Below are 26265 nucleotides of genomic sequence, written 5' to 3'. Positions count from 1 at the left end.
CAGAAATCATGTTTCCTTTCTCAAATCATGGTTGCAGTACATAGCCGCCGGGGCCGAAATTGAGTACCGGCCAGCGATATTGTTCGGCCAGAGCCGACAACTGCTTGGAAGGATTCACCGCAGTCGGCGCGCCGACCGCTTCCAGGATGAAACGGTCGTTGATGCTGTCGCCATAGTAAGCCACTTCCGCCAAATCCAGACCGAGCGTTGCCGCACACTCCCGGGCGATGACCACTTTACCGGCCCCCCCGGCATAGGTGCCGGCAATGCCGCCGGTATATTTGCCGTCACGCACTTCCAGATTGGTTCCCAGCACATAATCGAAACCGAAAAAATCCGCCAGCGGCTTCGCCAGCACCAAATTGGTCGCCGTCAGCAAACCGACCAATTTGCCGTTCTGCCGCAGCGAACGGACCAACGCTACGGCGTCGGCATAGATTTTCGGACGCGCCAATTCGGTGAAATGCTCCTGCGACATTCGCCGCATCGTTTCCGGCGTATTGCCGACAAACTCCTGCAATTGAAAACGGATGAACGCATCGATGTCGAGCCGCCCCTCCGAATATTGTTCAAAATACGCTTCGGCCTGCTGCAGCGCCTCCGGAGACGCCAGCTTCCGCTGCACGGCATACGTTTTCCATGACAGATCGCTGTCGTTGTCCATCAGCGTATGGTCCATATCAAAGAGATGCAGTTTCACTTCCGACATCCGTCACTCCTCCCGTCGTTCAACCGTTAAATTCCTGTAAAATAGTCTCGATTTCCGCCCGCAACCGCCGCAACAGCGCTTCGGCAGCGGCAGCGGTACCGGCTTCGGCGTTCATACGGAGAACCCGCTCGGTATTCGACTGCCGTACCAGCACCCAGCCTTCCGGAAAATCGATGCGCACCCCGTCGATGGTCAAGGGGTGCAGCGCCTCATAGCGCCGCGCCAGGATCAGAATCACTTCACGGGCCGCATAGGGCGAAGCCTCGAATTTCGCCGTGCAGTTGTGATAACGCGGCAAACTGTCAAAAATTTCAGCAGCGCTTTCCCGGCGACTCGCCAGCATTTCCAGCGCCAGCGCCATCGCCACATAAGCATCGCGGCCGGCGTGCACCCGACGCCAGATCAAACCGGCCGAACTGCCCTCCCCGCCGATCTCGGCCTTTTCGGCCAGCATCTTCTCGACGACATTGATTTCGCCCACCTTCGAGTAGAACACCCGGCAGCCGACGGCCGCAGCGATATCCTCCACCGCTTTGGTCGTCTGCAGATTGACGGCCACCGGCCCGGGATGTTTCGACAACACATGCGCCACCGGCAGCATGATTGTCGCATTGGTTCCCATCGGCCGGCCGAGATTGTCGACCAAAGCCATCCGGTCGCCATCCGGATCATGAGCAAATCCAATCGCGCAGCGGTTCTCCCGGACCGCCGAACACAAATCACCCAGATTCTCATCGACCGGCTCCGGCGGACGGCCGAAAATACCGTCGGTCCTTGTATGCAGCGCCGTCACTTCACAGTTTAACGCCTTCAAAAAGTCCACCGAACACACCGCCCCGACGCCATCGCAGCAATCGATCGCCACTTTAAAGCGGCAACTGCGAATCAAGTCCACATCGACGGCGGCGAACACTTTCGCCTGATGGATGGCAAAAGCGTCCGGCAGCGACTCGGCGACCTGCAAACCGGCCTCTTCCTCGCAATAAGGCACCCCTTGATTGTAGATATCGAAAAGTTCCGCCGCCTCGTTGCGGTCCAGAAACATGCCTCTGGCACCGATGAATTTCAGCGCATTCCACTGTGACGGATTGTGGCTGGCCGTCACTGCAATTCCACCGTGCGCCCGCAATTCTCCGACCATGATCTGCACGGTCGGCGTCGGCACAATCCCCAGCAGCACCGGCCGGCAGCCGGCAGCCAGCAGACCGGCGATAACCGCCTGCTCGAACATCGGGCCGCTGGTTCTGGTATCCCGCCCCACCACCACCGTTCCGCCGCCGACATATTTGCCGAACGCCACAGCCAACGCGGTAACCAATTGAGGCGTCAGCGTTTCGCCGACGACACCGCGAACGCCGCTCTCGGAAAACTTCAGATTACTCATAAATTCATCTCCCGTTCGAGGAATGTCCGGACCGTCATCTCCCGTTCCCGGGCAATCTCCGGCCGGTCCGCCTCCGCGATCAGCCGGATCACCTGATCGGTGGAAGCCAGCCGGATACTCAGCCAGCCATCCGGCCAATCGAACCGCAATCCATCCACTTCCGATAACTCGGCCGTCGGAAACAACTGCTTCGCCCGCCGGATCAGCGCATAGGCATGCGCCGTCAGACACGGCAACGTCCGCTTGACGATGCGGTAACGCGGCAGCGCCTGCACCAGTTCGGTAACCGTCTTGCCGCGGACCGCCGCCGCTTCGACCACAACCAGCAGAGCATAGAGTGCGTCGAAGCCCTTCACCCAGTCGCAACAGGCAAAAGAACCGGCCCCTTCGCCGGCCAACTGGGCATTGGATTCCTTCAACGCGTCGATCACCGACGCCTGCCCGACCCGGGTTTTCTCCAACCGGCCGCCGCGGGCCGCGACGACCTCTTCCAGCGTTCGCGAAGAACAACTGTTGACAACGACCCCGGCTCCGGCCGGCCGCCGGCTCAGCCAATAATCCGCCGCCAGCGGAAAGGTCAATTCCTCCGACAGCGGCTCTCCCTGATCGGTGACGATTTCCAGCCGGCTCATATCGCTGTTGAAGACACCGCCCAGTGCGGCGTGCAGCGGTTTGATAATCGAACGCAACGGTGACCCGGCCCGCGGCCGCGGTTCCGGATCGCGCGGCAGAAAGCCGTTCGGCCGGTCGTTGATCGCGATGACATTCAAGCCAAAGCGCTCCGCCAACTGTTCATGCAGCACCGCACCGGCGCCATTGCCGTAATCGACGATAATCGTCAGGCCGGCCCGGCGGATTGCCGCGGCATCCACCCGGCCGGACAGCGCGTCCCAATATTCCGACACCGCGCCGACCGGCAATGCGCTCACTTTCCCCAACCGGTCCCATGCCGCCGACCGGAAACGATTGCTGTGGTAAATGTCCAGCAGTTCGCGCTGCCGCAGAGCGTTGAAATAAGCGCCGTCGCTTCCCAGCGGAATCATCGCATTCCAGCCGGAGGACTGATGCCCGCCGCCGATCAGCAGGCCGCCTTTCAGCTTCAATCGCGGAATCAGGTAATGAACCACTCCGGCCGGCATAATTCCGGCATCGACAACTTCGCACCCGCAACTGCTCAACGCCGCGATCGCCGCATTTTTCAGCATCGGACTCGACACCCGGCTATCGGTCGCCACCATCACCGGTTCCCCGGCGCAGAACGTACCGAAAGCAGCGGCAAAATTGGTCACCGCTTCCGGCGTCAGGCCACGTCCGACGATTCCGCGCATACCGGCCGCCCCGAATTTGAGGGAACGCATCGTCAATTCCATAAAAATTCAACTTTCTCCAATTATCGTCAAATTCATTTGCTTAAATATAATCGTTTTTCCGGGACAAAACAATCCGTCCTCAGATAAAAATGCCCGCCGAAACAATCGCTCGACGGGCATTTTTTCAATCATTTACAATGGTCTTTTGCCTCAACCGGCAATTTCCCTGGCGCCAGTTTTGACCTCGGCGCTTTTTTCCGCCCGCCCCGGCCGGTGCCAGCCGATGACCAGCGAACTCGAAATGAAAATCGACGAATACGTACCGATTATCACCCCGAGCAGCATCACCAGGACGAAATCGTTGATCGCAATACCGCCGAAGAAGAACAGTACGATCAAAACCAGCAGCGTCGTCAGCGAGGTCAGGATCGTCCGGCTCAGCGTCTCGTTGATGCTTTGGTTGACGATTTCAGCGAAGCTCTTGCCGGTAACCAGCTTGCGGTCTTCCCGGATCCGGTCGAAGATGACGATGGTGTCATTCAGCGAATAACCGATAATCGTCAGCAAAGCGGCGATCACCGGCAATGTGATTTCACGGCCGACCAGCAAAAAGATGCCGGTCGCCACGATGACGTCATGGATCAGCGCGACAATGCCGGCGATCGCATAACCGAATTCATACCGGAACGAGATGTAAATGATGATCACCAGGAAAGACATCGCAATGGCGATCAACGCCGATTTGCTGAACTCTTCACCGATCAAACCGCCGACTGAGGATTCCTGGCCGCCGTCGAATTGCGCCGCCGGAAATGTCCGATTGAGACATTCGGCGATTTTCTCTTTCGGACTGCTGGTCGCCAAATCCTGCTGGATTTTTTCATTCTCCCGGATCATGATTTCCAGACTGCGGTTGTCGGCGACCGAAGCGCTTTCCTTATAAGCCACCCGGGCATCGTAGCCGATACTCTTCAATGCCTTGACGATATCATCCTGCGGCACCCGCTCCTGATAATTGAAGGTGATCAGCGTGCCGCCGGTAAAATCGACACCGAACATCGACGTATTCTTGACAACCGCGAGAATCAGTGTCCCGGCAATCAGAACACCGGAAATGCAGAACGCAATTTTGCGTTTGCCGATGAAATTGAAATTCGGATGCGACAGAAACGCACACATCTTCATCGTCTTAAAGCTAAAGTAGCGGCCGATGATATCGAAGACCAGCCTGGTCAGAAACAACGCCGTAAACATGCTGGTAACAATACCGATCGTCAAAGTGATGGCAAACCCTTTGACCGGACCGGTCCCAACCCACATCAGAATCAGGGCGGTGAACAGAGTGGTCAAATTGGCATCCAGCACTGCACTGAATGCTTTTTGATAACCGAGATCGATGGCGGTTCCCAAATTTTTACCGGCGTTGAGCTCCTCGCGGATGCGTTCGAAAATCAGCACGTTGGCATCCACGGCCATCCCCATCGTCAAAATAATACCGGCAATACCCGGCAAAGTCAGCGTCGCGCTGAAAGCGGCCATCATGCCCAGTACCAATATCATATTGACCGCCAGCGCGAAAACCGCCACCAGACCGGCGCGCAGATAATAGACGCCGACAAACAACATCGTACAGACCAGAGCGAGAATCCCCGCCCAGATACCGTTGGCCACATTGTCCTTGCCGAGCGTCGGGTCGGTGATGAACACCGCGTCGACATTGATCTGAAACGGCATGCTGCCGCTGACCAGGGCGTCGGCGATATTTTTCGCCTCTTCCTGGGAAAAATCACCGGTAATCCGGGCCTGTCCGTCGGTGATGGCCACCCGGATCATCGGAGCGCAATAAAGTTTGTCGTCAAGCACGATCGCCAACTGGCGACCGATGTTTTCACTGGTCACTTCGCTAAAACGCTTGGTCCCGGTACTGTCGAACCCCAGGGAAATACTCAACTGGCCGTACATATCCTTGCTGGCGGAGGCTTCGACAATATTCCGGCCGTCCATCTCCCAGCGACGTTTCAGGAAATACACCTCCTTGTACGGGTTGCCATCCTTATCCGCCTCGATGCTTTCCATGAGAATGTATTCCGGCGGTACCTGAAAATGCTCCGGATCGCTCCGATAGGCACTCCGCAACTCGTCGTTCTGCGGATGAACCAGGTGGAAACGCAGCCGGGCGCTCATCTTGATGATATCCATCAACTTGAGCATTTCGTCCTTGGCAACGATCGGCACCCGCAAAGCAATAAAACTGTCCCCGGCCGGGGTGATTTCCGCTTCGTAAATATTCTGCCCTTCCAGACGTTTGCGCAAAGTTTCAATCGCCTGGTCGCGGAATTTGTTGAACTCGCTTTGCATCCGCTTCTGCAACTGTTCGCTGTCGGCGCCTTCGAATTTGCTCAGGAACTCCTGATTCGGCACCAGCTCCAGCATGAACTCCACCCCGCCGTTGAGGTCCAAACCCAGCCGGATCGAACTGCTGCTCTCCTTGCGGATCAGACTGATGACATCACGGTTGTTCTGAAGATCCTTGCCTTTCACCAGGTTTTTCAATTGAATGCCTTTGGCGTTGGCGGCCTCCAACAGCGCATTCGACGGATAAATCGTCGCATCCGCCGCCTGCATCAATTTGGCTTCGGCGATCAATTCGGCCGCCTCGGCGCTGTTCGGATCCTTCAACAGATTCTGAAACGTATCGTAAAAATCGCGCTGCGTCAGCGGATAAATCGAAAAGGAAAAAATCGCCACCACCACCAATGCGATGATAAGACGCAATACATACGGTTTCTTATTCATAATTCCCCGTTGCCTGCCTGGTTTGGTTCTCAGGCGTTTTTGCCGGCGTCGGCCGCTTCCGCCGAATTGACTTTGCCGGCCACCCCGTTCTTGACCATTTCCACCCGGACTTTATCGGCAATTTCCAGAATATAAGTCTGATCTTTCACTTCCTGCACCACACCGTAAATACCGGCATTGGTGACCACTTTGTCCCCTTTTTTGATCTGGGAAAGGATTTCCTGCCGTTTCTTGGCCTGCTTTTTCTGCGAACGAATCATCAGAAAGAACATCAGGGCAATCAAAATGATGAACGGCAGCATGCCGAGCATTCCGCCCTGTTGGGCCTGCGGCTGCGCCGGCGCCTCTTCCGGCACCTGCTGGCCTTCGATAGTCACCTGCAACTGTTCGCCGCCGGCCGGAGCCACCGGTGCCGCGTTTTGCGCTTCCGCATTGCCATCCGCCGCCAAAATTGCAGTCGATACCGTGTAGTGATACATGTTCTTGGGTCTCCTATGTTATGTTTCCACTTATCAGTTCATAAATCAACTCAAATCAAACAATAAGTCAACGGGGAAAATACACCTTCAAGCCTCGCTTCGCAAATGACGCGACCGAAAAAGTATCATATTTCCTCAACTCTCGCCGAAATTTCGCTTCCGATCTTGACACACTGCCGTTTATCCCATATTGTAAAACCAACGAGAGAACCTTATTATACACCGGAGAACCGATTATGAAGCGTTTGGGGAAATTTTGTTTGCTGCCGGGCCTGGTGAGTGCCGGCGTCCTGATCGGCGGCTGCGGTACCGCTGCGCCGCAGGAGATCAAAATCATGACCTACAACATCCACGCCGGCATCGGCATGGACGACCAGTTCAATCTGCCGCGCCTGGCGGAAGTGATTCGCGCCAACGGGGCGGATGTCATCGGTCTGGAGGAAGTGGATATCAACAATCCGCGTTCCCAGCGCAGCGACATCCCCCGGGAACTGGGACAATTGCTCAATATGCACCCCGCCTTCATCAAGGCGGTTGCCTTTCACGAGGGCACCTCCCAATACGGCAATGCCGTTCTCAGCAAATATCCGCTGGAAGTCGTCGACAAACTTCCGCTGCCCGGCGACGGCAACGCCGAACCCCGTGCCGCACTGGTCGTCAAAGTCGCCGCCGAACAGCCGTTCTATTTCATCGTCACCCATTTTGTCTGGGAACCGGAACTGGAAGACCTCCGCCTCCAATCCGTCGACGCAATCGACCAACTGGTGCAGAGTAAAAAATATTATCCGGCAATTCTGGTCGGCGATCTGAATCAGGAGCCGGATGCCGCCTGCATCGAAGCGCTGCGAAAAAACTGGACCTTGACCAACGATCACGGCGGCAGTAAATCCTGGCCGGCCGACCAACCGGAACAACAACTCGATTATATCGCTTTCACGCCCAAAAATGCTTTCGAAATCGTCCGCCACCAGGTCATCGGCGAAGTGATGGCTTCCGACCATCGTCCGGTCATGGCAACGTTACGCCGGACCCCGCAGCCGTAATCATCAGCCGCGCAAGGCCGGTAAACCTGGTCCCGGCCGGATTTCATTCCGTCCGGGACCAGGTTTGAGAACCACTGCCTTCGCGATTAGCAGCCGTAGCGCGCCATCGCGCCAAGCATCTCTTCAATCCGCAGCAGTTGATTGTATTTGCAGATCCGGTCGGTCCGCGACAGCGAGCCGGTCTTGATCTGGCCGGCATTGGTCGCCACCGCGATGTCGGCGATGGAAGTGTCCTCCGTCTCGCCGGAACGATGGCTGATGATCGCCGTATAACCGGCCCGGTGCGCCATCTCGATAGCATCCAGCGTCTCGGTCAAAGTACCGATCTGATTGACTTTGATCAAAATGGAATTGGCGGCGCCAATGGCGATTCCCTTGGCCAAATAGTTGACATTGGTGACAAAGAGGTCATCGCCGACCAACTGACAGCGGCCGCCGAGCCGTTCGGTCAGATGCTGCCAGCCTTCCCAATCGTTCTCCGCCATGCCATCCTCGATGGAATCGATCGGATAGGAATCGATCAATTTTTCGAGATAATCCACCTGCCCGGCGGCATCCCGTCTGGCGCCGGAAGCCCCTTCGAATTTCGTATAATCATAAATGTTGTTGGCAAAAAATTCCGAAGCGGCGCAATCGAGCGCAATTTTCACATCCGTTCCCGGCGCATAACCGGCCAACTCAACCGCCTTCAGGATGCAACCGAGCGCTTCCTCGGTGCCGCCGCTGAAATTCGGGGCAAAACCGCCTTCATCGCCGACGGCAGTACTCAGGCGTTTTTCCTTCAAAATACTTTTCAGCGCATGGAACACTTCCGCGCCGATGCGCAGCCCGGAGCTGAATGACTCGGCACCCACCGGCCGGATCATGAATTCCTGAAAAGCGATCGGCGCATCCGAATGCGATCCGCCGTTGATGATATTCATCATCGGCACCGGCAAAACTTTGCCGTTGACTCCGCCGAGATAGCGGAACAGCGGCAGGTTCAAATAATTGGCCGCCGCGTGGGCCGTCGCCAGCGAAACCCCGAGAATGGCGTTGGCTCCGAGTTTGCTCTTGGTCGCAGTACCGTCCAGTTCGATCATCGTCTGATCGATGCCGAGCTGGTCCAGCGCATCCATGCCTTCCAATTCCGGCTGGATAATTTCATTGACGTTTTTGACAGCATTCAATACGCCCTTGCCGCCATAACGCTGTTTGTCGCCGTCCCGCAATTCCAGCGCTTCGTTGCTGCCGGTCGAGGCGCCGGACGGCACCGCCGCCGAGCCGACGGCGCCGCTTTCCAGAACCACTTCGACTTCGACGGTCGGATTGCCCCGCGAATCGAGAATTTCCCGGGCATGGATGGTGCTGATTGTCGACATGATGCTTCCTCCAGATTGTTTTCGAAATTAAAACTGCAATTACTGCTCTACCTCATCCATTATATCAGCAAATTATTATTTTGCAACTCCGTCCGGGTCATTTTTTGCTCCAACGCCTGCTGCAATCTGGCAGCATCGCCGATTTCGCCGATCAGGATAACGCCGCACAGCCGTTCCTGCGCATCGAAACTCAACCGGCGATAGATCCGATCGGCCACCTGGATGGCCCCGGTGGTCCCGGCGCCGTTGTCACCGATACTGAACAGCTTGGTGCCGAACGCCACCAGCCGGGCCGGATAATTGCCGGGTTGAAACGCGGCGGCGCCGCCGGCCATATTGATGCCTGCCGCCCGTCCCTGATCCCGCGCCACCGGCCATAACCCCGGACAGAATCCGGCAACCGATGCACAGTCGCCGGCGCCGTAAATATCCGGATCGGCACTCTGCAAATGCTCATCGACGACCAGCCCGCGCTCGACCGGCAATCCGGCGCGCTCCGCCAGCGCGGCATTGGAACGGACGCCGACCGACAAAATGACCAGATCGGCCGGCACCACCGCGCCATCCGCCAACGCCACTTCCGTCACCCGTTCTTTGCCGAGCAGCGCCTGCACACAGGCGCCGTAATGAGCCGACAGCCCCGGTTGCGCCGCGATCGACTGCGCCAGCAGTGCGGCGCCTTCACTGTCCAGTTGCTTGGGCAGAATGGTCGGACAGCCTTCGGCCACCGTTACCGTCATCCCGGCCTTCAATAGATTGTCGGTCAATTCCAATCCCAGCAAGCCGCCGCCGATGACGACGATGCGCTTCGCGCCGCCTTCAATCGCCGCCGCAATCCGTTTCACATCGATCAAAGAGCGGCAACAAAGCACGCCTTCGAGGCTGCTGCCTTCAACCGGCGGTCGAAACGGATTGGAGCCGGTCGCCAGCAACAATTTATCATAATCGGCGCTGGACCCGTCGGCGAATCGCACCAGATGGGCGTCGCGATCAATTTCCACCGCTTTTCGATTCAGGACCAATTCGATTTTCTGTTCGGCAAAAAATGCTTCATCCTTCAGATAAAACTGCAAATCCGGGACGGTTTCGGTCAGCAAACGCGGCAGGGCCGGCCGGCGATAAGGCCGGACACTCTCTTCGCTGAACAATTGAATGGCACAATCCGGATTCTGCCGCCGTGCGGCCAGCGCCGCTTCAAAGCCGGCACAGCCGCCGCCGATGATGACAATATTCATGGGTCTCCTCACTGCTGAATTGATCATTTCAAATCAAAAAATCTTGTCATAAGATGTATCGCGCCGGGGCGGAATGCAAATGAGCAAGCTCATTTTTTTCCTTCGGAAACTTGCAGTCGCTTCCGGCGGTGATATGTTAAAACCAAATGGAGATGTTTTTATGAAACAATGCGATCACTGCGGCAGCCAACTGGAAGCCGGACAGCATTACTGTCCAAACTGCGGTACCATGACCGAACCGGAACCGTCCGCCCCGCCGGTTCGCTGTCCGAATTGCGGCTCGACCCAAATTTCAGCGGTTCGAAGGGAATACAGTCCCGGCTGCGGCTGCCTGGGCTGGTTATTGTTCGGCTGGTGGGGCCTGCTGCTGGGGTTGCTCGGCGGCAGCGACATCGAAATGGTCTGCAACCACTGCGGCACCCGCTGGCCGGCCGGAGAGCCCCAGCGGGCCCGTTCCGGCATCGGCTGTCTGGGCGTGCTGCTGCTGGCATTGCTGATCTGGGTGCTTTGCAATCGATATTTGAATGTCTGGATGTTCGGCTGGAATTGAACGATGATTCATTACCGTGAACCGTTGTTCCGGCCGCCGGCGGAAGCGGACAGTTTGATTTTTCAAGTGGCTTACGGCTGTCCGCACAATTGCTGCCGTTTCTGCGGCATGTACAAAACGGTGCGTTACGCGCCGCGCCCGCCGGAAGAAGTATGGCAGGAGTTCGTCTCCGGCGCCCGGCGCTATCCGGCTGCCCGCCGGATTTTTCTGGCGGACGGCGACGTGATGTTCCTGCCGTTCGAACGTTTGCAGCGTTATCTGCAAAATTTGAACGAACTCTTTCCGCAACTGGCCCGCGTCGGCATCTATGCCAACGCCAGTTCCATTCTCAAATATTCCGAGGCGGAACTGCGGCAACTGCGGCAATCGAAACTCCATACGCTCTATATCGGCCTGGAAAGCGGCGACCAGCAGCTGCTGGACCGGGTCGGTAAAACGGAATCGGCGGAGGGCATGGTGCAAGCGGTCCGCCAGGCCCAGCAATCCGGGCTGCGCTGTTCGGTGATGATTCTGCTGGGACTGGGCGGGACGGAATATTCCGCCGGCCATGCCATCCGGACCGCCGCGATCCTGAACCGAATGCAGCCCCGTCTGTTGTCGGCGCTGCGTTTCGTCGAATTGCCGGACCAGACACCGTTCGACCGCTTCCAGGCGCTGAGCGAATACCAGGTCATCGAGGAACTGCAGACGCTGGTCTCCCGGCTGGAACTCCATCAAACGGTCTTCCGCGCCAACCACAGCTCCAACCCGGTTCCGCTGGAAGGCCGTTTCCCGGCCGGCCAACCGGCCTTGCTGCGCCAGCTCGACCGACTGTTGTCCAGCGGCCGGCTCGACCGCCACGGTCCCGGCCGGCTGCCGCTGTTTCTCTGAAAACGGCCGACGGCCGACGTTCTACCGGTTCGGCAGATAGATGAAACGGTCGATCATCAAATTCGGCCCACTCTGCGGCGTCACCTGGAAATTCAGTTCTCCATCCAGCGAGTCCTCCCGGTCGACACGCAATTCCAGCCAATAGACGCCGGCCGGATTGTCCTGATGAACCGGCACGGAGAACGGCCGGCCTTCGAACACGCCCTCGCCGCTGCGGTTGTTGCGGTTCGGATCGCGAAAACGCACCAGCAGCCGGCCGGTTTCGCCGGACGGGAATTTCAGGGTGATCAGACTATTCGGCTGCAATACCCAGTATTGTCCGTCGCTGTCGGCCCACAAAGAAACATTCCTCACTTCGTAACTGCAATCGTCGGCCAAATCGGCCCGGTCAAATTTCGCCTCCCAATTCACATCGCGCCCCATTTCAGTCAACCGGGCGGCCGGCTCCAAATAGACGGCCGCCTGGCGGAACTCCTCCGGCCGCGGCAAAGCTGCCGTGTCCAACGTCCGGAACAACTGCCGCACCCAGTCGGCGGAGACTTCCGCCGCCGGTTCAAATCCGGACGCGCCGGCCCAGGCGAGCAGATTCGCTTTCAACTGCCGGGTTTCCGGCCATTCCCGGCTCAAATCGTAGCCGCTGACCAACAATTTACCCTCGCCGACTTTGACGGCGAAAATGGTGCCAAGCAGTTGATTGAAATGAAAATCCGGCACCGGCATGGCAATCGGACAATAATCCGCCGGCAAACCGGTCAACTTGAAGGCCCGGCCGTTTTCTGCCAGCCGGAACCAGATCCAGTCGCCGAAGCCCTGAGCGCCAAAATGCATGAACACCGGACTGTCCTCTTCCAGCCACAAGCCCAGCGTACGGCGCGCCTGTCCCGAAAACCAACTGGTCGACCAGTAAACCGATCCCCAGTCCGCCGGCAGGTAATCCGGACGCACGCCCAAAGCGTGGGCGTCGAGTACGACATTTTGTCCGGAAGCCAACGCCCGCAATGCTTCTTCACTCTTATCGGTGAAAACCACATTGGCCGGACAGGCGACGGTGATTTCTTGCGGCAACACCCACAGCGGCCAGCAGTTCGGCCCGCTGACCGGCCGCTCTCCATCCAGCACCTCTGCAGTCAACTCATAACGGCCGCTCGTCAGGTCGTTCAACGGCAGACGAACGGCGCCGGCTTTTTTCACCGTGCCGACCGGAATGCCGCCAATCGTCATCAGCTCTTCCCGGACTGTGCTGCCATCAGCACTACGCAGCGTCACGGCGATACGGCCATCCCGCAGATCGTTTTCGCCGTAATGATGGATCACCAAGCCGATTTCCGGGGTTTCCGTCGCCGTCCAGACATATTTGGCAAATTCGGCATAAACGGCAGTCGGCGCCAAAAACGACCGCACTTCCTCCGGCGGCAAAACCCCTTTGTTCCGGTAAAAACTGTCCAGCCAGCCGATCAAAGCCTCTCCCTGCCCGGAATAATCCTGCATTCCCAGCAACTGAAGCCCGGCGCAGGACGGAGTGCGCAGGAAAGCTTCGATTTCATCTTTATACATCATCTTGCTCTGCATGCCGGAAGCAAAGGCATATTCACGATTGAAGCGCAACACACCGGCCTCCTCCGCCTGGCGGCGGCTGGTCTCCAGCGCCGTCGAATGCAATACTCCGGTATAAAGATCGATCTCCCGGTAATCCGGGTAGACCGGCCACTGACCGATTTCATGGGCGATCGTCGGCAGCTGGGTGCGCCCGTAGATATCCTCATAGTTCCAGGCAGTCCCGGCCGACATCCGCCCCCGGGTGCCGCCGACGCCGGGATAGTCATGCGTCACCAGATAATCGTCGGCGCCGCTGATGCTCCTGGCCGTCGAAGCGGAATAAAGCCGGCGGCGGTCCTGCTGTTTGATTTCATTCAGCCATTGCCCCAGCACATCGAAATCGGCGCTACCGAGCTCGTTGCCGAATTCCAGCATCGTCAGCGACGGCAAATTGCCGTAAACGGCGATGATATCGTGCAGCTCCTGCCGGATAAAACGATTCAAATCCCGGTCTTCCCGGCCGATTCCGGTCAACGGCCGGCCATTCTCATCACCCATCCAGCCGTCGATCCACAAATTCACTTCCGGTTCGAGGTAAACGCCAACTTCATCGGCCGCTTCAAACGCCGCCCGGGGCGGACACCAGGAATGAAAACGAATGTTGTTGATACCATTTTCCCTGGAAATCCGCATCAGCCGCAGCCAGGACGCCTTGTCCATCGCCGGGTAGCCGGTCAGCGGGAAATGGCAATTGTCCAGATTGCCGCGCAAAAACAGCGGCCGGTCGTTGAGAAACAAGCGATTTCCTTCCCGCCGCACGGTCCGGAACCCCACCTCCTCGGCGATCACCGCCGGAGCGCCGTCCCGGTCGAGTCGGACGGCGGTCAAGTCATACAAACACGGCGCAAATTCCGACCACGCCTGCGGTTTGGTATCCGGAAACGGCAAATGAAGCAATTGCCGGCCATCTTCGGCCGCTACCGAAGCCAGAATCGCCTGATACGCCTCGCCGGCAAAATTGCGCGGCGTCAATTGCACCAGATAGCGGCCGGCCGGCCCTCGAAACCGGATATCCAGCGCCTCAGCCGGAAACGCGGCATCGATGCGCAGCTCCGCAATCGGATCGGCCGGACGGATTTCCAGCGTGCCGACCGCGCCGTTCCAGATCGTCTGCATCGATTCGCCATAGGCATGGGCATGATTGCCGAGCCGGTAGATCATCGAATTGTCGATGATCAATTCCAGGGTATGTCGGCCGGCGGCAAGTTTGCCCAATCGGTGAATGTGCGGCGTCGCCAGCGACTGCCGGGGCTCCGGCAGCAGCCGGCCGTCGATCTTCACCTGCGACTGCCACAATACCCGCTCCAGAAACAATTCCAGTTCACGGCCGGCCAGGTTCTCCGGAATATTGATTTCGCGCCGGTAAACGGCCGGCCCGATATAACGGACATAGCGCGACAGTGCGCCGCGTTCCGGTTTTTCCAGCGGCGTACCGACTCCAGCCTCATCCAGACTGCCGGGCAATTGCACCGGATAAAGGACCGGATCGTCCGGCAGCGTCACCGACCACTCGCCGGCAATCGACAACCGGTCATTTTCCCAGTCGGACAAAACAGTTTCGGCAAAACGGCCATCCGCCTCATTCGCGGCCAGCGATGCGACGGCCATTCCGGCAGATACCAGCAGGGTCACTCCGGACCACAGTATTTTTTTCATTACTTTGTCTCCGAAATTTACAACTTATTTTTCACCCAGGCTCCCGGTCACTTTTTCCAATTTTCAATGTAGGCGTTTTCCTTCGAAAAAAAAGGTACGATTGTCGCTTTTTCATATACAATTGTAAAATCTTTTGCCGCCGATTCCAGGTTGCCGTTTTCAATCCGCCGATCCGGTGCTAAATTATCCGCAAAGTTGTTCATTCGGGTGGAGTCGGAGTCGTTGAACTGCCGGAAAGGAAGTATTATGAAATTGTTCCGTTATTTTGTCGTTCTATTATTCTTCACCGTCTCATTTTCCGGCGAGTTGGCCCTTCCGCCGGCACGGGCGGCAGCAACCGGTGAAATTGCGGCAGTCGATTACAGCGATCCTGCCAACTGGGTCCGGCTTCCGGAGCCGGACCAGGAGCTGCTGCCGGTCGATATTTTCTATGTCTATCCGACCGTCGTCGCCGATCGGGAGCAGCCACTGATGCATTTCGACGACAAAAAATTACGCCGGAAGACCGGAGACATCACCGATCAGCAAACCGGGATCTTCGCCGGGCTGGGCAATGTTTACGCCCCATACTGCCGCCAACTGGAATTTTACCGGGCGATGGAAGCGCTGCAACTGGAAAAACCGGATTACTGCGCCATGGCGGTCGGCGCCGAAGATGTCCGCCAGGCGTTTCTGTACTACCTGGCTCATTACAATGAAGGCCGTCCCTTCATTTTATTGGGGCACAGCCAGGGGGCCATGGATCTCCTGATGCTGATGGAGCGGGAATTTCAACGGCCGGAGTTGCAGGACAAGTTGATTGCCGCCTACCTGATCGGCGTGGCAATCACCCCGGAAGAGTTGAAAGCATTTCCGCATTTGACGGCGGCAGCGGCGGCGACGGACACCGGCGTGATTGTTTCCTACAACACCGTCGCACCCGACGCCGCGCCGTCGCCATTCGAAAAACCGGCAGCCGTCTGCATCAACCCGCTCAACTGGCGGACGGACGGCACTCCGGCAGCCGCCGAAGAAAACCTGGGCGCGGTATTCTTCGACGGTCATAACAAGGTGACCGCCGTCGTGCCGGAATTCTGCGGTGCCGCCGTCGATCCCGAACGCGGCGTCCTGCTCGTCGAATTGGCCGAACCGGACCAATACGACGCCAGAATCATGGGCCACGGCATTTATCATATGAACGATCTTTATTTCTTTTACCGCAACCTGGCCGCCAACGCGGCGGAACGGATCAAAAGTTACCGGGCCCGCTCCCGGACCGCCGCCGAACGGCAATGACCGTTCAAGACAGGGCTCCATGCTCGACGTGCCGGTGGTATTCCTGCAAGCTGCAGACTTCGAGCCGGCCGAAATCGAGTTGATCGCGGATGCCTTCCACCGCCGCAGCCATGCCGGCCAGCGTCGTCGTAATCGGAATGCCGTGGATCACCGCCTGGGAACGCATCTGGATTTCATCGACCATCGCTTCGGCGCCGCTTTCCGCCGAGGTGATGATCCACTGAATTTTACCGGCCTCGACCAGATCCAGCAGGTTGGGCCGGCCACGGGAAATCCGGAAAACGGCCCGGGCCGGAATTCCGGCGTCGTAGAGCATCGTCGAAGTACCGCGCGTCGCATAGATTTTGAAGCCGAGCCGGGTCAGCTCCCGCACCAGTTCCACCGCCGGCGCTTTATCTTCGTCACGCAGGGAGATGAAGATGCTGCCGCTGGTCGGCAGCGCATTTCCCGCCGCCAGCTGTGACTTCAGATACGCCAGGCCGCGATCCTGGTCGATGCCCATCACTTCCCCGGTCGACTTCATCTCCGGACTCAGGACGATATCCACGCCCGGGAACTTGACGAACGGAAATACCGCCTCTTTGACTACCGTATAAGGAATTTGGACTTCTTTGATCAGACCGAGCGATTCCAGGCTTTCGCCGATCATGCAGCGCGTCGCCAGACGGGCCAGCGGCACCCCGACCGCTTTGCTGACGAACGGTACCGTACGGGAAGCGCGCGGATTGACCTCAATGATGTAGATTTCGTCGCTTTTGACGGCAAACTGGATGTTCATCAAGCCGCAGACCCGCAGTTCCCGGGCCAGATCGTAGGCATAGCGGTGAATTTTGTCCAGCACCGGCTGCGACAATGTCATCGGCGGAATGACGCTGGCCGAATCGCCGGAATGGATGCCGGCCGGTTCCACATGTTCCATAATCGCGCCGATGACCGTCGTTTTGCCGTCGGAAATGCAATCGACATCGAGTTCGGTGGCGTCCTCCAGAAACCGGTCGATCAAAATCGGTTTCCCCGGCGATACCATGGTTGCCTCTTCGACAAATTTTCGCAGATATTTTTCACGGTAAACGATGACCATGCCGCGCCCGCCCAGCACGAAGGAAGGACGCACCAGCACCGGATAACCGATTTGGCCGGCGATGGCGATCGCCTCGTCGACGCTCTCGGCGATGCCGTGTTCCGGTTGCCGGATTCCCAGCCGGGTCACCAATTGTTGAAAGAAATCCCGGTCTTCGGCCGCGTCGATATCGTCCGGACTGGTGCCGATGACGTTGGCGCCGGCGGCTTTCAACTGCTGGGCCAGATTCAACGGCGTCTGGCCGCCGAACTGGACGATGACGCCATCGCACTGTTCCCGTTCATATACCTGCATGACGTCTTCCAACGTCAACGGTTCGAAGTAAAGCTTATCGCTGGTATCGTAGTCGGTCGACACCGTCTCCGGATTGCTGTTGACCATGATGCTTTCGCACCCCGCTTCCCGCAGTGCGAAGGCGGCATGTACGCAACAATAGTCAAATTCGATGCCCTGCCCGATCCGGTTCGGACCGCCGCCGAGAATCATGATTGATTTGCGGCTGCCGCGCGGCTTCACCGGCTCGGAATATTCTCCGTAAGTGGAGTAGTAATAAGTGGTCTGCGCTTCGAACTCTCCGGCGCAAGTGTCGACCAGCGAATAGGTCGGTTCCAGCTTCAATGCTTTGCGCGCCGCCCGGACCGCCACTTCGTCGGAATGCAGCAGCCAGGCCAACTGCCGGTCGGAATAACCGAACTGCTTGGCCTGCCGGAACAGCGCCACATCCTGCTGCAAACGGGCCAGTGAACCGACCGAACCAAGTTCGTTTTCCAGCTCCACCAGCTCGGCCAGATGCCGCAGGAAATAACGGTCGATCCGGGTCAACTCGAAAATCGCCTCGATCGACCATTGCCGTTTCAAGGCGGCATGCACGGCAAAAATCCGCTCGGCATGCGGTTTGCGCAACGCCGCCGCCAAACTTTCATCGTCCAACTGCTCGTGAACCCGGTCCTTGCCGTCGGCGCCGAAGCCGGCCCGGCCGGTTTCCAGCGAACGCAGCGCCTTCTGAAACGACTGCTTGAACGAACGGCCGATCGCCATCGCTTCGCCGACCGATTTCATCTGCGTCCCCAGCGTATTGTCAGCTTTCGGAAACTTCTCGAAAGTAAAGCGGGGAATTTTGGTGACGATGTAGTCCAGAGCCGGTTCGAAACAACAGGGAGTTTCCCCGGTAATATCGTTCAGCAATTCATCCAGCGAATATCCGACCGCCAGCAGTGCGGCAATTTTCGCGATCGGAAAACCGGTCGCTTTGCTGGCCAGCGCCGAAGAACGCGACACCCGCGGATTCATCTCGATGATGATCTGACGGCCATCGACCGGATTGACCGCCCATTGGACATTCGAACCGCCGGTGGCGATGCCGATCGCCTTCATCACCTGCAAGCTGCGATCCCGCATCAACTGGTATTCGACATCGGTCAGGGTTTGAATCGGCGCCACCGTAATCGAGTCGCCGGTATGAACGCCCATCGGATCAAGGTTTTCGATCGAGCAGACGATCACCGCATTGCCGCGGCGGTCGCACATCACTTCCAGCTCGAATTCCTTCCAGCCGAGCAGCGATTCTTCGATCAACACTTCGGTGTTCAAACTGGCCGCCAGACCGCGGTTGACAATTTCGATGAACTCGTCTCGGCAGAGGGCGATGCCGCCGCCGGTGCCGCCAAGCGTAAAGCCTGGCCGGATGATCAGCGGCCAACTGCCGATCGTTTCGGCAATCGCCAGCGCTTCCTGCAGCGAATGCGCGGCGCCGGAACGCGGCAGTTCCAGGCCGATGCCCTGCATCGTCTGCTTGAACAACTGGCGGTCTTCCGCCCGTTTGATCGCCTCGGCATCAGCGCCGATCAATTCGATCTGATACCGCTTCAAAATGCCGCGATCGTGCAATTCCATCGCCAGGTTCAACGCCGTCTGGCCGCCCAGCGTCGGCAACAGCGCGTCCGGTCGTTCCCGCCGGATGATCTCATGCAGGATATCGCAGTTCAGCGGTTCGATGTAGGTACGGTCGGCAAATTCCGGATCGGTCATGATCGTCGCCGGATTGCTGTTGACCAGAATGACTTCGAAGCCCTCCTTTTTCAATACTTTGCAGGCCTGTACGCCCGAATAATCGAACTCGCAGCCCTGCCCGATGACGATCGGCCCGGAGCCGATCAGCATAATTTTCCTCAAATCCGTCCGTTTCGGCATGTTTCCTTCTCCTCCTGATATTGCATTGCCGCAGCGATCAATCCGGCGAACAGCGGATGCGCCTGACGCGGCCGCGATTTGAATTCCGGATGAAACTGGCAGCCGATGAAGTAACGCAACGCGGGCAATTCGACGATCTCGACCAGTTTGTCATCCGGCGAAGTTCCGGCGACCGCCAGTCCGGCATTTTCCAGTTCGGCCCGGTAGGCCGGGTTGAATTCATAACGATGCCGATGCCGTTCTCCGACGGCTTCCGCCCGATACAAACCGGCACTCCGGCTGCCATTTTTCAACTGGCAGGGAAATTGTCCCAGCCGCATGGTGCCGCCTTTGGCGGTCACCTGGCGCTGTTCATCGAGCAGTTCGATGACCGGATATGGCGTGGACGGGTCGAATTCGGTACTGTTCGCGCCGCTCAGGCCGGCCACATGCCGGGCGAATTCGATGACTGCGCACTGCATGCCCAGACAGATTCCCAGAAACGGGATGTCGTGGGTTCTGGCATATTCCACCGCGACGATTTTGCCCGGCACGCCGCGGTCGCCGAAGCCGCCGGGAACCAGAATACCGTCGCACTCCCCCAGCAACTCCGCCGGGTTGCCCCGTTCCAGCTCCTCCGCTTCAATCCGGCGGAACTCCACCTCCGCATCATGGGCGATGCCGCCGTGGTCCAGCGCCTCGTAAACGCTTTTATAAGCATCCTGGTGTCTGATGTATTTGCCGACCACGGCTATCGTGCAATGCCGGCGGCGGTGCAAAACTTTATTCAGCCAATCGTTGTATCGAGTCAGGTCCAGCTTGCCGGCCGGCAAACGCAGCAACTCAAGCACTTTGACATCCAGTTGCTGTCCGGCCAACTCCGGCGGCACCTCATAGATGGAGTGCCTGACATCCAATTCCTCGATAACCAGATCGGCGGAAACATTGCAGAACATCGCCAACTTTTCAAAATGATCCGGTTCCAACGGCACTTCGGTCCGGCAGACCAGCACATCCGGCGCAATGCCGATGCTGCGCAGCGTCGCCACCGAATGCTGCGACGGCTTGGTCTTCAACTCCTTGGCCGCCCGAATATAAGGCACCAGCGTCAGATGGATGAAAATCGCATTGCCGCGGCCGGCTTCAAAGATGAACTGCCGGGCCGCCTCCAGAAACGGCAACGACTCGATATCGCCGGCAGTGCCGCCGATTTCGGTGATCGCCACATCGATATCCGGCGCGTGCAGCGACCGCATCGCCGCTTTGATTTCGTTGGTCACATGCGGAATCACCTGGACCGTGGCGCCCAGATAGCCGCCGGAACGTTCCCGGGCGATGACGCTGCCGTAAATCCGGCCGGAAGTGTAATTGCTCGCCCTCGAACAATCGATCTCGGCGAAACGTTCATAATGCCCCAAGTCCAGATCGGTTTCCGCCCCGTCGTCGGTGACGAATACCTCACCGTGCTGATACGGACTCATCGTGCCCGGATCGACGTTCAAATACGGATCAAGTTTCTGCATGGCCACCCGGTAACCGCGCTGTTTCAACAGAAAAGCCAGGCTGGCGGCGGTAATGCCCTTGCCCAGACTGGAAACCACCCCGCCGGTGACGAAAATATGTTTTGTCATAATTTTCACTGCTCCATCAATTGCTGAAACTGTCGAAACAAATACCCCGAATCGTGCGGCCCCGGCGCCGCTTCCGGATGGTATTGTACACTGAACACCGGCTCGGTCCGGTGACGCAACCCTTCGACAGTATTGTCGTTCAAATTCAAATGGGTCAATTCCACACATCCCGGCAGCGATTCGCGCTGCAGGGCGAAATTGTGATTCTGCGAAGTGATCTCTACCGCGCCGGTCGTCAAATTCTTCACCGGATGGTTACAGCCGTGGTGGCCGAATTTCAGCCGGCCGCAGGCGGCCCCCAACGCCAGACCCAGCAGTTGATGTCCCAGGCAAATCCCCATCAAAGGCACCTTGCCGATCAATTCCCGCGCCGCCTGAATCGCGTACTTGACGGCAGACGGGTCGGCCGGACCGTTGGAAAGGAAAACGCCGTCCGGACGGGCCTTGAGGATTTCGCGGGCACCGGTGGCAGCCGGCATTACCGTAATCTGCATATCATGGGCGGCCAACTGGCGTAAAATGTTGTGCTTGATTCCATAATCCAGAACAATGACCCGGTATTTCCCGGTATGGTTCCAGTCATACGGCGCTTCGGTCGACACCCGCGCCGCATAATCCTGCCGGTCGAGTCCGCACCAGGCGCGGGCGTGCTCGACGGCCTCCGGCTCGGAGACCGCGGCTCCGGAAACATGCAGAAACGCTTTCTGGGTGCCGCGGGAGCGGAGCAGCAGCGTCAAACGCCGGGTATCCACGCCGGCGATGGCCGGCACTCCGTAATTCCGCAGCAGCCCGGCCAGGGAAATCTCCGAACGATAGTTGGACGGTTCATTCAGTTCATGGACGACCAACCCGTTGAGAAATAAACTGCGCGACTCCATATCCGCGGCATTGCAGCCGTAATTGCCGATCTCCGGTGCCGTCAGCGTGACGAACTGTCCGGCGTAGGAAGGATCGGAAACGATCTCCTGATAGCCGGACATGCCGGTATTGAACACCAGTTCTCCGACCCGGTCGACCGGGGCGCCGAAACTCCAGCCGCGAAAAATTTCGCCGCCGGCCAGAGCCAGAAATGCACGGCGTTCACGCCGTTCCAGATGACTGCACAACATTTTTACCTCGTTTCTGCTTGCTCAGTAAGCCCGTCCGTCAATCTTTTCCATATAATTCACCAATGCCCGGTTGACCACCCGGTAGCCGCCGGGCGTCGGATAGTCGCCGGTGAAATACCAATCGCCGCTATATTCCGGGCAACAGACTTTCAACGCCTCCACCCGCTGGAAAATGACGCTCAACTGCGCCCGTAAGCCGGCCGGCCGCAACCGGTCGCCGATCGCCTGCGACAATGTTTCGAAACTGAACTGCTCATACAATGGCGTCAGCCAATTCTTCAATGTCTCCCCGCCGTTCAATACCCCCAAAGCCTGCCGGTAGCACTCCTCCAGCAGGTCCTGTTTCCGCGCTTGCTCCAGCAGCGCAATCAACGCTTCAAAAGCCACCAGTTCCTTCAAGCTGGCCATATCGATTCCATAGCAATCCGGATAGGCGATCGGCGGCGCCGCCGAGACGACGACGATTTTCCGCGGTTTGAGCCGGTCCAGCATCGGCAGAATCGCATTGCGCATCGTATTGCCGCGGACGATCGAATCATCAAGCACCACCAGCGTGTCGACTCCGGCGGCAATCTGGCCGTAGGTGACATCGTAAATGTGTTTGAAAAAATCCTTCCTGGCCGCCGCATTGGTGATGAAGGTCCGGAATTTGGCGTCCTTGACGGCAATTTGGCCGAACCGGATCTCCGGATGTCCCGGCAGTTTCAGCAACGATTCCAGCAAGCCGAGAAAACTGATCTGGGCGGTATTCGGAATGTAGGAGAAAAAAGTGTGCTCCAGATCGCCGCCGGTTTCCGCCAGAATCTGCGGCAGCAACGCCCGCCCCAGGGCCTTGCGCTCCCGGTAAATATCCGCGTCATTGCCGCGCGAAAAGTAAATCCGTTCGAAAACGCATTGCCGCAACGGCCTGGCCGGCAGACAGCGCCGCAAACTCACTTCGCCGCGCGGATCAATCAGCAGCGCGTCTCCCGGCGGCAGCGGTTTGACCTGTTCCGGCGGCAGGTCGAACGCGGTCTGGATCGCCGGCCGCTCGGAGGCCACCACCACCACTTCGTCGTCAACATAATAAAAGCCGGGACGAATCCCGGCCGCATCGCGCAACGCGAACGCCTTGCCGTCCGCCAGCATGCCGCATAGCGTAAAGGCGCCGTCGAAACTGCCGGCCGCCCGTTGCAGCACGCCGCCCAGATCGCAGTCATGCCGGTTCGTCAACGCCTGTTCCAGATAGTGTCCGATCAAACCGAGAATCAGTGCGCCGTCCTGCCGGCTGGCCGGATGATGACCGGTGATCAGCAATTGTTCGAAAATTTCCGCCGTATCGGTCAGGTTGAAATTGCCCGCCAACAGCAAAGTACGCTCCAGGCAGGCATTTTCCCGGACGAACGGATGGCAGGCGCCGACCCCCTGCCGGCCGAAAGTGCCGTATCGCAAATGACCGAGCAGCAGCTCGCCGGCCAACGGCGAACGGTCCGGTTCCGTCACGGCGGCGATCGACTTTCCCATCCGTTCCAGCAGATCGGCCAGCGGCGCGCCGGACGCCGACTTTTCCACCACGAAGGCCGGGCAACCCGGTTGCGGGTTCAATTTGATCGCGGCGATGCCGGCGCCATCCTGGCCGCGGTTATGCTGCTTCTCCAAGAGCAGCGTCAATTTTTGAAATCCGTAAAAACGGGTTCCATATTTGGCCTGGTAGTACTCCGGCTTCTTGCGAAGCCGGAGCAGCGTCACCGCACATTCATGTTTGATACAATCGGACATATCACATTTCTTCCGTCAATAGACGAACAGCATTTCACGATATTTCGGCAGCGGCCACACCTCGTCGGCGACCACTTTTTCCAGAGCGTCGACCGTCTGGCGCAAATTACTCATCGCCGCCAAAATCTCTTCATGGCACCCTTTCAGCGCCGTCGCCAGCGCCTCGCACTGTTCGCTCAATTCGTCGACACCGCGCCCCAGCGCCTCGATGTTGCTCTTCAACGCCGCCGTTCCGAATGGGATACCGGCCGCCGATGCCGCCTGGAAGGTCTTCATATTCTTTTCCAGATCGCCGACCGCCGCCGGCATGATCATGCTGCGGGCAATTTCCAGAGCAATTTCCCCTTCGATCCGAATCCGGCGGTGATATTCCTCCAGAAACACTTCATAACGCGATTCCAATTCCTTCCGGGTGAACACGCCGTATTGGTTGAACATCGCCATGTTCTTTTCATCGGTCAAAGCCTTCAACGCCGCCATCGTGTCCGGCGCATTCGGCAACCCGCGGCGGGCGGCTTCTTCGCGCCATTCGGCGGTGTAATTGTCGCCGTTGAAAATAATCCGCTTGTGTTCCCGAATGACCCGGCTGAGCACCTTCTGCAGTTCGACGTTGAAATTCTCCGCCGGCAGCTTTTCCAACTGCTCGGCCAGCGCATCGAACGCATCGGCGACGATGGTGTTCAACGTCATCATCGCGCCGGCGCAACACTGACTGGACCCCGGCGCCCGGAATTCGAACTTATTGCCGGTAAAGGCGAACGGGCTGGTCCGGTTGCGGTCGGTCGCATCGCGCGGCAGCGACGGCAGAGTGTCGACGCCGATCCGCATCGCCGACGGATGCCGGCAGGAAGTCGCCGCACCTTTTTCCAACTGTTCGATGACGTCGTTGAGCTGGTCGCCCAGGTACATCGAGATAATCGCCGGCGGCGCTTCGTTGGCGCCGAGCCGATGGTCGTTGCCGGCGCCGGTCACCGCGGCACGCAACAGATCGCTGTGTTCGTCAACCGCTTTGATGATGCCGCAGAGCACCGTCAGGAAGATGGCGTTCTGATGCGGATCGCTGCCCGGATTGAGCAGATTGATCCTGCCGTAAGAGAGCGACCAGTTGTTGTGCTTGCCGGAGCCGTTGATGCCGGCGAACGGTTTTTCATGCAGCAGGCAGACCAACCCGTGCCGGTCCGCCACCTGGCGCAGAACTTCCATCACCAGCATATTATGGTCGACAGCCAGATTGACGTCTTCAAACATCGGCGCCAATTCAAACTGGGCCGGCGCCACTTCGTTGTGGCGGGTCTTGGCCGGAATCCCCAATTTCCAGAGCTCCACTTCCACTTCGGACATGAAATTGAGAATCCGCCGTTTGATCGAACCGAAATAATGATCTTCCAACTGCTGATGCTTCGGCGGCGGCGCGCCGAAAAGCGTCCGGCCGCACTGTACCAGATCGGGGCGGCGCAAATAGAAATTTTTGTCGATCAGGAAATATTCCTGTTCCGGTCCCAGCGTGATTTTGACATTGGCCTCCGACTGCTTGAAACATTTCATCAGCCGCTTTGTTGCGACGGAGAGCGCCTGCATCGAGCGCAGCAGCGGCGTCTTCTTATCCAACGCCTCGCCGGTATAAGAACAGAACGCGGTCGGGATGCACAATGTCGCGCCATTGGCATGACGCTTGATGAAAGCCGGACTGGTCGGATCCCAGGCGGTATAACCGCGCGCTTCAAAGGTACAGCGCAAACCGCCGGACGGGAAACTGGAGGCGTCCGGTTCTCCGACAATCAGATTTTTACCGGAAAAACTCATAATCGCTTTGTCGCCGTCCGGTTCCAGAAAAGCATCATGCTTTTCGGCCGTGGAACCGGTCAGCGGCAGAAACCAGTGGGTATAATGCGTCGCGCCGCGACTCAATGCCCACTCTTTCATGCCGTGGGCGACATCGGCAGCGATCGCCGGATCGAGCGAGGCGTTGTTGTTGATCGTATCCAGCAGCTTTTCGGCGGCATGGCGCGGCAGGTACTTGTTGATCGCCGCGGTGTTGAAGACATCCTCGCCATAATAATCGAGCGTCACCGGTGCGGCGACTTCCCGCGCCGGCATCGGATCGAGGGCGGCAATGGTGTTGACGGCAACATTTCGATCGGTCATGCTCATTTTTCACTCCTTGCTTTTTGCTTGGGCATCTGTGAAATGATATTGTTGACAGAGAATATAGCAGACGGCATGCCAACTTTTTTCCCCATTTTTTGAACGGCA

18 protein-coding genes are annotated in these 26265 nt (G+C 58.1%); 4 read left to right on the top strand and 14 right to left on the bottom strand.

Annotation, left to right across the window (positions count from 1 at the left end):
• Nucleotides 1-25 precede the first annotated feature (25 nt).
• From HWX74_RS19455 to yajC, 5 genes are all read right to left on the bottom strand, one after another.
• Nucleotides 26-709, bottom strand: coding sequence for an HAD family phosphatase (locus tag HWX74_RS19455; protein WP_176015211.1), 684 nt, complete (start codon nucleotides 707-709; stop codon nucleotides 26-28).
• 19 nt (nucleotides 710-728) lie between these two features.
• Entirely contained in the window at nucleotides 729-2093 is a 1365-nt protein-coding gene (gene glmM / locus HWX74_RS19450) for a phosphoglucosamine mutase (RefSeq protein WP_176015210.1), read from the bottom strand.
• Nucleotides 2090-3463 carry a hypothetical protein gene (locus HWX74_RS19445; RefSeq protein WP_176015209.1) on the bottom strand — a complete coding sequence of 458 codons (1374 nt, stop codon included), beginning with the start codon at nucleotides 3461-3463 and terminating at the stop codon, nucleotides 2090-2092. The genes glmM and HWX74_RS19445 overlap by 4 nt, the downstream gene beginning before the upstream one ends.
• A 150-nt stretch (nucleotides 3464-3613) precedes the next feature.
• Complete coding sequence (gene secD, locus HWX74_RS19440; protein ID WP_176015208.1) at nucleotides 3614-6199, bottom strand: protein translocase subunit SecD; 2586 nt, start codon at nucleotides 6197-6199, stop codon at nucleotides 3614-3616.
• A gap of 29 nt (nucleotides 6200-6228) precedes the next feature.
• Complete coding sequence (yajC, locus tag HWX74_RS19435) at nucleotides 6229-6678, bottom strand: preprotein translocase subunit YajC (RefSeq protein ID WP_176015207.1); 450 nt, start codon at nucleotides 6676-6678, stop codon at nucleotides 6229-6231.
• 236 nt (nucleotides 6679-6914) lie between these two features.
• Between yajC and HWX74_RS19430 the strand changes: the two genes are divergently transcribed.
• Nucleotides 6915-7721 (top strand): endonuclease/exonuclease/phosphatase family protein, encoded by an 807-nt coding sequence (locus HWX74_RS19430; RefSeq protein ID WP_176015206.1) that lies wholly within the window; start codon nucleotides 6915-6917, stop codon nucleotides 7719-7721.
• A gap of 86 nt (nucleotides 7722-7807) precedes the next feature.
• Here the strand turns inward: HWX74_RS19430 and eno are convergent, their stop codons facing one another.
• Together eno and HWX74_RS19420 are read right to left on the bottom strand one after the other, a co-directional pair.
• Nucleotides 7808-9082, bottom strand: a complete 1275-nt coding sequence (eno, locus tag HWX74_RS19425; RefSeq protein WP_176015205.1) for a phosphopyruvate hydratase — start codon at nucleotides 9080-9082, stop codon at nucleotides 7808-7810.
• Between the two features lie 59 nt (nucleotides 9083-9141).
• Nucleotides 9142-10317, bottom strand: coding sequence for an NAD(P)/FAD-dependent oxidoreductase (locus HWX74_RS19420; RefSeq protein WP_176015204.1), 1176 nt, complete (start codon nucleotides 10315-10317; stop codon nucleotides 9142-9144).
• 160 nt (nucleotides 10318-10477) lie between these two features.
• On the opposite strand from HWX74_RS19420, the gene HWX74_RS19415 reads away from it, so the two are divergent.
• Complete coding sequence (locus HWX74_RS19415) at nucleotides 10478-10867, top strand: zinc ribbon domain-containing protein (RefSeq protein WP_176015203.1); 390 nt, start codon at nucleotides 10478-10480, stop codon at nucleotides 10865-10867.
• A 3-nt stretch (nucleotides 10868-10870) separates the two neighbouring features.
• Nucleotides 10871-11737, top strand: a complete 867-nt coding sequence (locus tag HWX74_RS19410) for a radical SAM protein (protein WP_176015202.1) — start codon at nucleotides 10871-10873, stop codon at nucleotides 11735-11737.
• 21 nt (nucleotides 11738-11758) lie between these two features.
• Here the strand turns inward: HWX74_RS19410 and HWX74_RS19405 are convergent, their stop codons facing one another.
• Nucleotides 11759-14989, bottom strand: a complete 3231-nt coding sequence (locus tag HWX74_RS19405; RefSeq protein ID WP_176015201.1) for a hypothetical protein — start codon at nucleotides 14987-14989, stop codon at nucleotides 11759-11761.
• Between the two features lie 47 nt (nucleotides 14990-15036).
• On the bottom strand, nucleotides 15037-15192 hold the full coding sequence (locus HWX74_RS19400) for a hypothetical protein (protein WP_176015200.1): 156 nt from the start codon (nucleotides 15190-15192) through the stop codon (nucleotides 15037-15039).
• 43 nt (nucleotides 15193-15235) lie between these two features.
• Between HWX74_RS19400 and HWX74_RS19395 the strand changes: the two genes are divergently transcribed.
• Nucleotides 15236-16264: a DUF3089 domain-containing protein gene (locus HWX74_RS19395; protein ID WP_176015199.1), complete on the top strand. Its 1029-nt coding sequence runs from the start codon at nucleotides 15236-15238 to the stop codon at nucleotides 16262-16264.
• A 4-nt stretch (nucleotides 16265-16268) separates the two neighbouring features.
• Here HWX74_RS19395 and carB read toward each other — a convergent pair whose 3' ends face one another.
• Genes carB through HWX74_RS19370 form a run of 5 tightly spaced genes read right to left on the bottom strand, consistent with a single transcriptional unit; the run spans nucleotide 16269 to nucleotide 26109 of the window.
• Complete coding sequence (gene carB / locus HWX74_RS19390; RefSeq protein WP_176015198.1) at nucleotides 16269-19535, bottom strand: carbamoyl-phosphate synthase large subunit; 3267 nt, start codon at nucleotides 19533-19535, stop codon at nucleotides 16269-16271.
• Nucleotides 19514-21145 (bottom strand): CTP synthase, encoded by a 1632-nt coding sequence (locus HWX74_RS19385; RefSeq protein WP_176015197.1) that lies wholly within the window; start codon nucleotides 21143-21145, stop codon nucleotides 19514-19516. The genes carB and HWX74_RS19385 overlap by 22 nt, the downstream gene beginning before the upstream one ends.
• 5 nt (nucleotides 21146-21150) lie before the next feature.
• Nucleotides 21151-22254 (bottom strand): glutamine-hydrolyzing carbamoyl-phosphate synthase small subunit, encoded by a 1104-nt coding sequence (gene carA / locus HWX74_RS19380; RefSeq protein ID WP_176015196.1) that lies wholly within the window; start codon nucleotides 22252-22254, stop codon nucleotides 21151-21153.
• Nucleotides 22255-22275: 21 nt separating this feature from the next.
• Nucleotides 22276-24012, bottom strand: a complete 1737-nt coding sequence (locus tag HWX74_RS19375; protein WP_176015195.1) for an amidophosphoribosyltransferase — start codon at nucleotides 24010-24012, stop codon at nucleotides 22276-22278.
• 15 nt (nucleotides 24013-24027) lie between these two features.
• Nucleotides 24028-26109, bottom strand: a complete 2082-nt coding sequence (locus HWX74_RS19370) for a glutamine synthetase III (RefSeq protein ID WP_368506839.1) — start codon at nucleotides 26107-26109, stop codon at nucleotides 24028-24030.
• Nucleotides 26110-26265: the final 156 nt, after the last annotated feature.

Origin of the sequence: Victivallis sp. Marseille-Q1083 (assembly GCF_903645315.1) — a bacterium.
Taxonomy (GTDB): Bacteria; Verrucomicrobiota; Lentisphaeria; order Victivallales; family Victivallaceae; genus UMGS1518.
The sequence above is the reverse complement of the archived record's forward strand: the minus strand, read 5'-3'. Positions and strand labels throughout refer to the sequence as shown.

What these genes read in the sequence shown, in the direction of transcription:
- yajC (WP_176015207.1), bottom strand. Translation starts at nt 6,678, where the DNA reads ATGTATCACTACACGGTATCGACTGCAATTTTGGCGGCGGATGGCAAT.
- HWX74_RS19410 (WP_176015202.1), top strand. Translation starts at nt 10,871, where the DNA reads ATGATTCATTACCGTGAACCGTTGTTCCGGCCGCCGGCGGAAGCGGAC.
- HWX74_RS19370 (WP_368506839.1), bottom strand. Translation starts at nt 26,109, where the DNA reads ATGCCGGCGCGGGAAGTCGCCGCACCGGTGACGCTCGATTATTATGGC.
- HWX74_RS19395 (WP_176015199.1), top strand. Translation starts at nt 15,236, where the DNA reads ATGAAATTGTTCCGTTATTTTGTCGTTCTATTATTCTTCACCGTCTCA.
- HWX74_RS19420 (WP_176015204.1), bottom strand. Translation starts at nt 10,317, where the DNA reads ATGAATATTGTCATCATCGGCGGCGGCTGTGCCGGCTTTGAAGCGGCG.
- glmM (WP_176015210.1), bottom strand. Translation starts at nt 2,093, where the DNA reads ATGAGTAATCTGAAGTTTTCCGAGAGCGGCGTTCGCGGTGTCGTCGGC.
- secD (WP_176015208.1), bottom strand. Translation starts at nt 6,199, where the DNA reads ATGAATAAGAAACCGTATGTATTGCGTCTTATCATCGCATTGGTGGTG.
- carA (WP_176015196.1), bottom strand. Translation starts at nt 22,254, where the DNA reads ATGTTGTGCAGTCATCTGGAACGGCGTGAACGCCGTGCATTTCTGGCT.
- HWX74_RS19430 (WP_176015206.1), top strand. Translation starts at nt 6,915, where the DNA reads ATGAAGCGTTTGGGGAAATTTTGTTTGCTGCCGGGCCTGGTGAGTGCC.
- HWX74_RS19400 (WP_176015200.1), bottom strand. Translation starts at nt 15,192, where the DNA reads ATGAACAACTTTGCGGATAATTTAGCACCGGATCGGCGGATTGAAAAC.
- HWX74_RS19385 (WP_176015197.1), bottom strand. Translation starts at nt 21,145, where the DNA reads ATGACAAAACATATTTTCGTCACCGGCGGGGTGGTTTCCAGTCTGGGC.
- eno (WP_176015205.1), bottom strand. Translation starts at nt 9,082, where the DNA reads ATGTCGACAATCAGCACCATCCATGCCCGGGAAATTCTCGATTCGCGG.
- HWX74_RS19445 (WP_176015209.1), bottom strand. Translation starts at nt 3,463, where the DNA reads ATGGAATTGACGATGCGTTCCCTCAAATTCGGGGCGGCCGGTATGCGC.
- HWX74_RS19375 (WP_176015195.1), bottom strand. Translation starts at nt 24,012, where the DNA reads ATGTCCGATTGTATCAAACATGAATGTGCGGTGACGCTGCTCCGGCTT.
- HWX74_RS19415 (WP_176015203.1), top strand. Translation starts at nt 10,478, where the DNA reads ATGAAACAATGCGATCACTGCGGCAGCCAACTGGAAGCCGGACAGCAT.
- HWX74_RS19405 (WP_176015201.1), bottom strand. Translation starts at nt 14,989, where the DNA reads ATGAAAAAAATACTGTGGTCCGGAGTGACCCTGCTGGTATCTGCCGGA.
- carB (WP_176015198.1), bottom strand. Translation starts at nt 19,535, where the DNA reads ATGCCGAAACGGACGGATTTGAGGAAAATTATGCTGATCGGCTCCGGG.
- HWX74_RS19455 (WP_176015211.1), bottom strand. Translation starts at nt 709, where the DNA reads ATGTCGGAAGTGAAACTGCATCTCTTTGATATGGACCATACGCTGATG.